The organism is Pseudoalteromonas sp. JB197 (assembly GCF_002332205.1).
Taxonomy (GTDB): Bacteria; Pseudomonadota; Gammaproteobacteria; order Enterobacterales; family Alteromonadaceae; genus Pseudoalteromonas; species Pseudoalteromonas nigrifaciens.
Genome location: NZ_NRGZ01000001.1, coordinates 2,896,671 through 2,908,844 on the forward strand (window position 1 = coordinate 2,896,671; position 12,174 = coordinate 2,908,844).

At 45.6% G+C, this 12,174-nt stretch carries 4 protein-coding genes; all 4 read left to right on the top strand.

Translation table 11 applies throughout. The annotated features are described in order from the left end of the window. Window position 1 precedes the first annotated feature (1 nt). From CIK86_RS13660 to CIK86_RS13675, 4 genes are read left to right on the top strand one after another with little or no spacing between them, the layout of a single operon-like run. Window positions 2–7,294 carry a non-ribosomal peptide synthetase gene (locus CIK86_RS13660; RefSeq protein ID WP_086993157.1) on the top strand — a complete coding sequence of 2,431 codons (7,293 nt, stop codon included), beginning with the start codon at window positions 2–4 and terminating at the stop codon, window positions 7,292–7,294. Then, window positions 7,291–8,205 carry a thioesterase domain-containing protein gene (locus CIK86_RS13665; RefSeq protein ID WP_024602310.1) on the top strand — a complete coding sequence of 305 codons (915 nt, stop codon included), beginning with the start codon at window positions 7,291–7,293 and terminating at the stop codon, window positions 8,203–8,205. The genes CIK86_RS13660 and CIK86_RS13665 overlap by 4 nt, the downstream gene beginning before the upstream one ends. Window positions 8,206–8,243: 38 nt before the next feature. Further along, window positions 8,244–10,034, top strand: coding sequence for a carbamoyltransferase N-terminal domain-containing protein (locus CIK86_RS13670; RefSeq protein WP_024602309.1), 1,791 nt, complete (start codon window positions 8,244–8,246; stop codon window positions 10,032–10,034). Between the two features lie 13 nt (window positions 10,035–10,047). Further along, window positions 10,048–12,168 (top strand): hypothetical protein, encoded by a 2,121-nt coding sequence (locus CIK86_RS13675; protein ID WP_051385872.1) that lies wholly within the window; start codon window positions 10,048–10,050, stop codon window positions 12,166–12,168. Window positions 12,169–12,174 lie beyond the last annotated feature (6 nt).

Below are 12,174 nucleotides of genomic sequence, written 5' to 3' on the forward strand. Positions count from 1 at the left end.
CATGTCAGTGGATCTACTGAAGGAAGCCCGCAACATGGGTGTCCACCTATATCTGAGTAATAACAAACTTAAAGTAAGAGCGAACAAGGGCGCTTTAACCAGCGAGCTTCGAGCCAAAATCGTTGCGTCAAAAGATGAGTTGATCAGCTTATTGCAAGAGCTGGAAAGTGTATCTAGTAATTCAGGCGAAGACACCATTAACTTGGTGGCGGATCGCGTTCAAGGACTGCCATTGTCGTTTGCCCAGCAGCGTATGTGGTTTATCGACCAGTTGGAGGAAAATAGCACTCAATATAATATCCCCATGGCCCTTAAACTCACAGGGGATTTAGACCTTGATGCATTTCAGGCGGCCATGAATGATTTGGTGGTTCGTCATGAGATTTTACGTACGACCTACAGCAAAACAGAGCAGGGTCCCGTGCAATATATCAACCCAGCTCGCCCAGTGCTAATTAAGCAACACGATCTGAGCAACACGAATGGTGTTGAGCAGCACGCTCAGTTTAAAGCGCTGGCTAAAGCCGAAGCTGATAGTCCTTTTGATCTGAACAAAGATCTGATGCTCAGAGTGGCACTGGTTAAACTAGCAGACGATCAGTTTAACCTGTTATTTACGCTGCATCATATCGCAGCAGATGGCTGGTCAATGGGCTTGCTCGCTCGTGATTTTGGCGCGCTTTACCGCGCTCGTTTGCAAGCTACTGACAGTGGTTTACCCCCATTAGATGTGCAGTATGCTGATTTTGCAAATTGGCAGAGATCGCGTCTAGACGGCGATAAGATTGATGCACAATTTGCTTTTTGGCAAGAACAACTAAAAGCACTTCCTGAGCTGCATAATTTGCCGTTAGACTTTCCAAGACCTCCCCAACAAAGTTTTGAAGGTGATTCTCATATTCAGGTGTTGTCTCCAGAGCTGGCGTCTCGTTTGAATGCCTTAGCCATTGAGTCAGGCACCACTTTGTACGTATTGATGCGCTGTGCTTTAGCCGTACTATTGGCTCGTTGGAGTAATGAGCAAGACATCGTGATTGCAGGTCCTTTAGCTGGCAGAACGAATGGGCAAATTGAAGAGCTGATAGGCTGTTTTATTAATACTCTCGTGTTTCGCCACAATGTGGAGCTCAACAAGCCCTTCAACGAGTTTCTTAAATCCGTCAATGAGTTATCAATGCAATGCATGGATAACCAAGACATTCAGTTTGACCAGCTTGTAGAGCGCCTAAAACCTGAACGTAACTTAGCTTACAGTCCCCTATTCCAGATTATTTTCACTTTCCAAAACAACGAAGCGGCACACATGGAATTGCCAGGCTTGCAACTGGAAGCTGTGGAAGACAATGAAAAGGTAATTCGCTTTGATTTACAACTTACGGCCACAGAATCAGCAAACGGCATTAAGTGTGATTGGCGTTATGTTACTAAGCTTTTCTCTGCTCAAAGCATTGAGCGTTTGGCAAGGGCTTATGAAACTCTGCTAGAAGGTATCCTCGATAATACTCAGCCTAGTTTGGCAGCGCTACCTCTTATTAATGAGAGTGAACAGCAGCAATTGCAGTCGTTTATGGCGGAAGATAAAGCGCCTTCAGGCACTTATGCGGATATTGTCCCCGAACTTTTTGCTCGCTTCGCCGCAGCTAACCCTGAGCAGATTGCAGTTGCTGATAACAGCGAAGAGCTGACTTACGCGCAGTTGGATGCTAAGTCTAATCAGCTAGCCCACGCTTTGTTAGCTCATGGGATACAGAACTCCGTGCCGGTGGCTATTTGCATTGAGCGCAGCACGGAATGCTTAGTAGCTATCTTAGCAACATGGAAAGCCGGTGCAGCTTACTTACCGCTGGCTCCAGAACATCCAACTTCTAGATTGCAACATCAACTAAAAGACAGTGGTTGCCAGCTGTTGTTGACCCAATCTAGCTTGGTGCATAAATTCGATGATGTGGAGCAAAGCAGTGTTATCCGAATCGAAATTGATGATACTCATGCCTTGAATGGGTATGCAGATACTGCGCCCGAAGTGAAGGTTAAACCGGAAGATCTGGCTTATGTGATTTACACCTCTGGCTCAACTGGTAAAGCCAAAGGTGTCTGCATAGAGCACCGCAATCTCGCGCACCTTGCTGCCAATATGGAGTCTTTGTTAGGCCGCCCGAAAAACTGGGGCTGGATAGCATCTTATGTATTTGACGCATCATTACAAGCTATCAGCCGAATCGCTTATGGTGGCACTTTGAGCATCTATACCTCACCCCACAAGCTAGATGCACAAGAGATGGCCGCGTTTTTAGAGCAACACAAGGTGGATTTACTGGATTGTACTGCGAGTATGGTCGAGGCTTGGTTTGAACTGGGTTTGGAGGCCCAACTACCAGATCTAGTAATTGGTGGTGAACCTATCTCTGAATCACTGTGGAATAAGTTGGTATCTTGGCAGGCACGCTTTGAGCGAAGAGCTTTCAATGTTTATGGGCCTACAGAATGCTGTGTTAATGCCACTTGGACTAGGATCACACAAGCGCAACCGCATATTGGTCGGGCGCTTGGTGCGACTCAACTTAGAGTATTAGATCAAGATGGTGAACAGCAACCCATTGGTGTTGTGGGTGAGCTTTTCATTGGCGGGCCAAGTGTCGCTAGAGGCTACTTGAACCGTGCAGCGCTTACAGATGAAAAATTTATCACTCTACAAGATGGCCAGCGCTATTACCAAACTGGTGATCTAGTGCGCTGGACGAACGAGGGTAATTTAGAGTTTATCAAACGAGTTGATGACCAGTTGAAGATCCGCGGCTACCGCGTGGAGCCGGGAGAAATCGAAAACGCACTTACCAATAATGATGGCGTACGTGAAGCCATGGTCATGCAACCCCTTGATGAGCAGGGCAGCAAGCGCAACGATTTAGCGGCTTATTGTCTCGTTGACACGCAAACTGCCCCAGCTGCGAGCCGAATTCTTAGCATGCTTGAAGCTGAGCGTATTAAGCCGGAGGATCTCATTGAGGTGCCAAACGGTATGGCTATTTGTGGAGTGAACAAGAGTGAAACTTTGAGCATTTATGACGAGATTTTTGTTGCAAATGTGTATGAACGCCATGGTGTTAAAATCGAAGAAGGCCAAGTAATTTTTGATGTAGGTGCCAATATTGGTGTGTTTGGCACATCGCTTACAACCCGTTTTGAGACACTAGAGGTATACAGTTTTGAGCCTATTCCTGACACCTATCGCCGTCTGGAAGCCAATGTTGAGATTTACGGTAATGGTCGCAATCACATCCATTGCTTAGGTTTGTCTGATCAGCCCAAATTCACCGAGTTTGATTATTACCCATATAACACGGCGTTGTCGGGTATTTCTAAAGACGAAGCTGCACCTTTGCAGGTAGTTAAGCAATATATGCTCAATACCAATAAAGAGAAGGGGATTGCTGAGCATCAAGTGGAAGACTTTGTTCAGGAACGGTTGGAAAAACGCAAAGTACAGGTTGAGCTATCGACGGTTTCTGAGCAAATTAGAAACTATGGTATATCGCACATAGACCTGTTGAAAATTGATGTGGAGCGCAGTGAACTGGATGTGCTACGGGGCATTGAAGAGTCAGACTGGCCTAAGATCAAACAAGTAGTGATTGAAATCCACGATGAAGATGGTGCCCTAGGCATTATCTCTGAAATGCTTAGCAAACAGGGCTTTGACGTGTATGTTGACGAAGAACAGGAACTCAAAGATACCGGTCTGTATAACATTTTTGCGATTCGCAGTTGCGGACGAGACCATACACCCACTATCGTAAGAAACGAAGAAAAATGGCGTTCAGTTAATACGCTTTGTGCTGCATTACAAGATAACCTTGAAGAGCAGCTGCCTGAATATATGGTACCTAAAAGCATTGTACTGCTAAATCAATATCCATTAACCCAAAATGGCAAAATAGATAAAAATCTCCTAACTAGTAAGTACAACGGTGTGACACACGAGGATGACAATACGGCTCCTAGAACACCGCTGGAAAGCACTTTATGCGATATCTGGCAAAACCTTTTAAAGGTGGATAACCTGAGTATTCACGATAACTTTTTTGCCAGAGGTGGTGACTCTATCTTGTCTATCCAGGCCGTAGCCCGAGCGAAAAAGGCCGGAATTGAAATCACCACCCGACAGTTATTCGATAAACAGACCATTGCTGAACTGGCAAAAGTTGCTAAAACTGCAACGGCTCAGTCAGGCGCTAAATCGAAGCTGGATCAAGATCAACAAGCCACAGGTACATTGCAATTATTACCTATTCAAAAGCAGTTCTTTAATGATGATGCTGATGCGGCTAACCACTTCAATCAGTGGCTACTGCTAACTACTCCACAGGGTTTTAATGCTGAGAAACTACGTCAGCTATGTGAAGCGGTTTATCAACGACACGATGTTCTGAGGTTGCGCTTTGTCAAAAGTGGCGAAAACTGGCAAGCCAGTTACACCCCGTATTCTGACAGCATGTTACAGCAAAGTATCGTCATAGAAGCTTTACCTGACGATGAAGCTCAGTGGTCTGAGCACATTACTGCTCGCTGTCAGTTTTATCAGCGCAGCCTGAATATTGTCGATGGCCCCCTGTTTAAACTCGTTTATCTTGATGGCGGGGCACAGCGACAAGGCAGACTGTTCTTGGTAGCGCATCACCTGATAGTAGACGGAGTTTCGTGGCGTATCTTGCTAGAAGACATAGAATTTGCGTACGGGCAGCTACAACAGAACAAAGCGATTGCATTATCATCAAAAACTGCGTCTTTTCAGCAGTGGAGTGACGCTCTGTATCAGGCAGCCAGTGAAGAGGTATTTGATAAAGAATTGGATTATTGGCTGTCTCAACAGAGCCAGAATGTACCTACATTACCTTTTGATATCGACAGTGACGAAAAAGCAACTCATGCCACCACTCAACGGACTAGCTTAAGGCTGGATGCGGCACTTACTGAAGGGCTGCTAAAGCAATGTTCTAACGCTTATGGCACTAAAATTAATGAGTTGTTGCTTTCAGCTGTGTACCTAGCGTTACGTAACTGGCAGCAACAAAGTGTCTTCATGTTAACGCTTGAAGGTCATGGTCGAGAAGATATATTTGATGATATTGATACTTCTCAAACAATGGGCTGGTTTACTAGTGCTTATCCTTTGGTGTTACATTGCGAAGATGAAACCACCAGTGGTGTTATCAAAGCCATAAAAGACAAATACCGTGCTATTCCTAACAATGGTATTGGTTATGGCGTGCTATGCGAACTCTCAGAGCAGCGCCAGTTAACCCCACTCAAACATGCGGATATTTCCTTTAATTACCTTGGTCAGTTTGATCAATCAGTCAATACTGAGAGCGCCTTTGTTGTTGCACCTGAGCACACAGGAGATGCTATTGATCCGAACCGTATGCGAGCCCATTGTTTGGGTCTCACGGGTATGGTGGCTGGTGGTGAGCTTGAATTTATTATTGACTTTAGTTCTCAGCAGTTTAGCCACAAGTCTATCAATGCTTTGTCTGACTTGTTAAGTGATGCGCTTCGGGAAATTGTGAGCCATTGCCAAAGCATCCACAAGACTGTACTGACCTGCAGTGACTTCCCATTAGCGACATTGTCTCAGGCACAGATTGATAAACTGCAAACGCAGTATGCTATTGAGAATTTATACCCAGCTACTCCGATGCAAAAGGGCATGATATTCCACAGTGCGTTGGAATATTCGGCTTACGTTTCTCAGGTCACTTTGGTATTTAATGGTGAACTGAAAACCGACTTATTCCGCAAGTCTTGGGAAAGCGCTCTGGCAAAATACGATATTTTCCGCACGGCCTTTGTCGGCAGTGGTGAAAGTCTTCATCAGTTAGTGAGCAAAGAAGTCAAACTAGACTGGCATCAGGAAGTATGGTCCGACCTAGCTGTACAGGAAAAGCATACGCGTTTTACTACTTATCAGCGTCAGGACAAAGCGAAAGGTTTTGATTTAGCCAACGCGCCTCTGATGCGTCTGGCTGTGTTTGAATTAGCGCCACGACGCTTTCAGCTGCTTTGGAGCTTCCACCATACAATCATGGATGGTTGGAGTACACCGTTGGTGTACAAAGAGGTGATGAACACTTATCAGGCTCTACTTCAAGGACAGTCTGTTCCCGACGCGAATACGGTACCTTATCAAAAGTACATCCAATGGTTGACCTCACAAGATCAGCAGCAGGGTGTTAACTATTGGCGTGATTATCTCAACGGCTTTGAGCAGCCGACCCCCTTGTTGTTGGACAAAATTAAAGTCAGCGAAGAGCAGGGTTATCGCAAGCAAACTCTAGATGTAGGCGAGTCATTTACGGCACAACTTGAGCAGTTTGCTAGAAGCCGAAGTACAACAGTTAATACCTTGCTGCAACTGGGGTTGGGACTGGTATTGCAAGCTTACAGCGGTACTAAGGATGTTGTATTTGGGGCCACTATTTCTGGTCGTCCGGCACAGGTATCTGATATCGAGTCTATGGTAGGCATGTTTATCAACACTGTACCGGTGCGTATTAACCCTGATCAGCAATGGTCGGTGATGGAAGCTGCCCAACAGTTGCAGACACAATTTAATGATAGCAACCACTTTGGTTATTTGGGACTGACGGACATCCATAAGCAAACTGCGCTAAAAGGTCACCAATCTTTATTTGACTGCTTGCTGGCGTTTGAGAACTACCCCATTGAGGCTCAAGAAGCTGTCAATGCAGAGCAGTTGCCTATAACAGTAGAGGGATTGGAGTCCGACGAGCAAACCAATTATGGATTGACCTTTATTGTCACCTTGAAAAACTCTCTAGTAATTAACTGTGGCTATAACGTGGAACGTTTTGCCAACAGTAGTGTTGGCATGATGCTGAATCATTTAAAAGCAGTACTTGAGCAGCTGATGGAAGTGAAAACGCTGAGTCAGATTGCAATCCTAAATGACGAGGAAGTGACACTGTTTGATGAGGTATGCGAGCAAGAGAAGAGACTAGCAGCTGAGAACTCAGCCGTTGACTCACCTGCTGCAGAGGAAAATGTCATGCCTCAGAGCACAATTCAAAACACATTGGCGGCTATTTGGGGAGCGGTGCTGCCACAGCCAGTGGAGTCGGTACACAGTAACTTCTTTGATTTGGGTGGCAACTCGTTGCTGGCTTTACAAGTAGCCGAAACCTGTCAGGCAGAAGGACTGGACTTACATGTTGCTCTTATCTGGAAACATCAGACCATTGCGGCTATCGCACAGGCACTTGAGGAGGCTCTGTGAAATACGGTAGTTCGGGGGAGTCTTCACAGACCGTTATTCAGTTAAACCAAAGTCAGTCAGAACACAAAGTGTTCTGTCTGCACACGGCAGGCGGTGGTGTCAGCTTTTACAAGGGACTGGCTAATGAGCTTTCGGATATGGCTGCGTTTATTGGACTGGAAGATCCAGTACTGCACAGGCAGTTTAATTATCGCAGTCTCAGCGAGTTGGCTTATTACCACAGTAATATCATTCAAGCTCAGCAGCCCAGTGGTCCTTATTATTTAATGGGCTACTGCTCCGGTGGTCCTTTGGCGTTTGAAACGGCATATCAACTTGAGAGCCAAGGAAAAGAGGTCGCAGGTCTTGCGCTGTTTGGTGAGCATATAGTGGGTTTTGATAGTGACGAGCGCTGTCGATATCAGTTCTTGGCAGGCTATTTGCGCTCTCGCTTTAACCTGTCGCTGCCTAGTTTGAACTGGGTAAGTCTGGAATCTAAATCTATAGACGAAGTGGTAGAAATAGTGGCCGAAAATATCGGTAAAACTTCCTTGCCTGGCATTAAGGGTGACGCTACTTGGATCAAAAAAGGGTTGCGGGCATTGCTATTAAGCCGCATCGCATCACGACAATATCAGCCTCAACAGGCTGGTTTCAATGTGGATCTGTACCAGCGCCATGTCAATTGGGAAAAAGTCGGTGATGTTCCGCCTTGGTGCAATTGGGAAAAACTGACCCGTAGTCAGCTTCGTACCATTGTGCCACCTCCGATTGTAGATGGGCAGGATGACATCCTATTTCCTCCATATCTATTGGATACGGCGCAAAAGGTAAGGGCGCTGACGTTACATAACTTGGCTATCAGTGTAGCGACTTCAAAGCAAGGCCTGTCATCTGAATATTTGCAAGATGAGCAAGCCCATAAATTTTAGCCAACGGTACCAATGCCGTTTGAACTTAGGATATAAAAATGAAAAAGCAAGACTTAATAGTTATTGGACTGTCGTTTGGCTACCATGATTCCGCTTGTTGTATTTTGCGAAATGGTGAGTTACTTGCAGCGGCGCAAGAAGAGCGATTTAGTCGGGTCAAAAACGACAAAAACTTTCCAATTCAAAGCCTTAAATATTGCTTAGCGCAGAATGACATCAGCATCGATCAGGTTGACTGTATTGCATATTATGAGCAGCCTGAAAAGAAGCTGTCTAGACAGTTGTGGATGGGTAGCATTGATGGGGCTGATAGTAAGCGACGTCAGGAAGTATTCGCTAACCTAACAGCTCCCACACCAGAAGAAATTATGCGTGAAACCCTTGGGTTCGATGGGAAAATCGTTTACTTCGAACATCACTTATCTCATGCGGCCAGTAGCTATTATTACTCAGGATTTGATGATGCTGCCGTCTTGACTGTTGATGGTGTTGGTGAGTGGGCAACCACTACATATGGTCGTGGTGACAAAGAAAAGTTGGAATTGTTTGAAGAAGTCACTTTCCCTGATTCCATTGGTCTATTCTACAGTACCATTACCAGTTATTTGGGCTTTAAGGTCAACAGTGGTGAATACAAGGTCATGGGTTTGGCACCATACGGTGAACCTATCTATGCAGACAAGCTACGTCATCTAGTGGAAGAGGGCGAAAATGGCCAGTATCACTTAAATCAAACTTATTTTAACTTTCTACAAACAGATAGTATGTACTCCGATGCGCTTGTGGAACTGATGAGTCAGCCACCGAGAGAGCGAGAGTCTGAGCTTTCCCAGTTTCATAAAGATGTAGCGAAAAGCTTGCAAGTGGTGCTCGAAGAGATGCTGCTTAAAAAGGTGGAATACCTATACAGTAAAGTGCCAAGCAAGAATTTGTGTATGGCAGGCGGTGTGGCACTTAACTGTGTGGCCAATGGTAAAATTTTGGCACAGGGTCCTTACGAAAACTTATTTGTACAACCCGCAGCAGGAGATGCCGGTACAGCCCTAGGTGCGGCGGCTCTAGCGCACGTGGAGCTTACGGGTCATCGCAATGGCTTCAGTGAAATGCAACAGGTTTATCTAGGGCCTGGAAACAACCTTCAAGACATCGAAAAAGTACTTAAACAATCAGGAGTTAAGCACTTAGATTTTCGCCATGATGAATCTGCCCTATTAGCTTATACCGCAGAGCAGTTGGCGCAGGGCAAAGTAGTCGGCTGGTGTCAGGGACGTCAGGAGTTTGGTCCCAGAGCACTGGGTGCTCGCTCTATTATTGCCGATCCCCGAGTACCGGATATGCGCGCACGCATCAATGCTTTGGTGAAAAAGCGCGAAGATTTCCGTCCATTTGCACCGGTAGTGGCTCTGGATAAGTCCCTTGAACATTTTGAATTAGCAGCTCCGTCTCCTTTCATGTTAGCTACCTGTCAAGTGTCGTCGTTGCTGGATTTACCCGCTATTACGCACGTTGACAATTCAGCTCGTGTGCAAACAGTCAATCCCGATATTAACCCGCGGTTTGCGGAATTGATCAACCGTTTCGATGAATTAACAGACTGTCCTATTTTGCTCAATACCTCATTCAACGTGCGTGGTGAACCCATAGTTACTAGTGCCGTGGAATGCATTATCTGTTTCATTCGCGCCAATATCGATATTTTGGTGTTGGATGATTTCGTGATTGCTCAAGATGATATTCCCTCTATGTGGCGTCGAGCAGTTGAAAATACCCCGGTGGTACCACCTCGCAAAAATGCTGCGCCGGGTCACCTTGTTTACACGTTTTTATAAGGCAGGAATTCTAATGAAAGAGATCACTAAAGCACACATTAATCGCGCTGATCGTCTGGCTAATATGATGCAGCATCAAGAAAGCAAAGAGCTGGTGCACCTGCTCAGACAATTAGGTCTTGAACCTGGTGATACAGCTCCTAAAAAGAATAGCAAACAGCACAACCACATAGGTATTTGGAAACTTGCAGACCAAGATAAACAGCAAGGCGTTGAATCTGCTGCCTATGAGCGAGATCCTGCCATGGCCGATGTTTGGCCTATGTGGGCTCAAAACCCACGTATTGAAGCGGTAACTCAGAAAAAACGCATTGTCTATCTGGGTGAGTCAGCTGCACGTGGATTCTTGTACGACCCTATGTATACGCCTGCTCAGGTATTGCAGAGTATTTTGCAGTCCCGTTTTGGAGAAGAAGAAGTGGAAGTTGTTGATTTGGCCAGAACCAACGCTGATCTCACCACAATTTCAGAACTAGCCGAAGCAGCTGTCGCCTTAAACCCTGATGCATTGGTCATCTTTGCAGGTAATAACTGGGGCGTGGGGGCTAATCAGGACGCACCATTGCTGGCTACCCTTGCTGATGGATTACGAGAGCAAGGCGTTAGTGGTTTTCGTCGTCAAATTGAAACCTGTTTAGAGGCCGATATTAAAGCGCTGGTAGACAAAGTTGATGACCTATACGGCAAGAATGACATTCCCGTTAGTTGGGTAATTCCTGAGTTTTGTCTACAAGACTGGCGCGATCCACCTAGCAATGCACCTTGGTTAGTTACTGGCCGAAATCAGCAATGGCAGGAGCTATATGCGCAGGCAACTGCAGCTATTCATGAGGCTAAATTTGACAGAGCACAAGAGTTGGCGAATCAGATGTTGGTGCTGGATGAAGAGAATTGTTCAGTAACTCATTATCTGCTGGCTGAAGTATACGAACAACAAGGCGAAACACAAAAGCGCCGTGTTCATTTGCAGGCTGCCTGTGATGCAGCATGTTGGGATTTTATGCGCAGTAACTCACCTCGTATGTTATCTGTCAGCAGTAATACATTGAAAGCTGAAGTATCGTTAAATAAACAGCATGTTATTGATTTACCTGAGGTATTTAGTCAGTACTTAAATGCTGACAGCAATGCTTGTGAAAATAAGTTACCAGGTAGAGAACTGTTTTTAGATTACTGTCACCTAAGCAGTGAAGGCATCAAAGTCGCCATGGCAGCTATTGCTAGTCATCATATCAAACTTTGGGCTGGAGAGACCTTCGAGTTGCAGCCGCTAATGGGAAAATCCACGGACATTAGCCTGCAAACCGAGTCTGAAGGACACTTTCTGGCGGCTATCCACAATGCTCATTGGGGGCAAAGTGCTGAACTGGTTGAGTACTTCTGCGAGCAGGCTCTGGAGAAAGATCAAGCGATTGCAGAGGTAATGCAGTTGTTTATGGAGGTGCAAACTCGTAGTGATTTACCGTTATGGATGCATAAAGCCTCTGAGCAATTAATGGAACAAGTCTCACCGAATTTGCAGCGTTACCTATTTAATATGGAGTTCAAGTGCTTCGACAAAGTGTTGTTCGATGCGATGACCAGTGCTTTAGAGAAACGAGGGATCAAAGCTGGCCAGAGACTACTAGAAACCCGTTTGTCGAATTTGCAGGTGAACGAACAAGCGACAGATCTGTTAAACCCATTCTTTCATAGCACTGCTATATCGAATGCTCAAACGGGTAAAGGCAATGAAGGCGGTACACCTGCATATTTTCAGGCTTATGACCTGCAAAACCATTTTAGTTTTGTCGCTAGAAATGATCGTGATTTATTACTTACGGCCACTTTACGCCTAGGTGTTCAGTTAGCCTCAGAGCTGCCAGTGAAGTTGTTGTGTAACGGCGCAATCATAGCCGAAATTCAAGCTGGTAAGCGATGGAAAACACAAACCATCACTATGGCGGCAGAGTTATTAAACGAAGGTGTGAATCAATTAACTCTTAGTTGGAAGAGTGAGTTACCTCAATCAGAGGATAGACTCAAACTTGCTGCGAATGCTTTAGAGTTGCGCCAAGTACCTAAGCTCTTTCCTGTATTCGGTAATCTGTTCCAACTGTCAGTGAGACAAGCTGATGTTGCCAGCAAGGAGTAAGTCGTA

Coding starts and splice junctions, on each gene's coding strand:
- CIK86_RS13660 (WP_086993157.1), top strand. CDS start 2: ATGTCAGTGGATCTACTGAAGGAAGCCCGCAACATGGGTGTCCACCTA.
- CIK86_RS13670 (WP_024602309.1), top strand. CDS start 8,244: ATGAAAAAGCAAGACTTAATAGTTATTGGACTGTCGTTTGGCTACCAT.
- CIK86_RS13675 (WP_051385872.1), top strand. CDS start 10,048: ATGAAAGAGATCACTAAAGCACACATTAATCGCGCTGATCGTCTGGCT.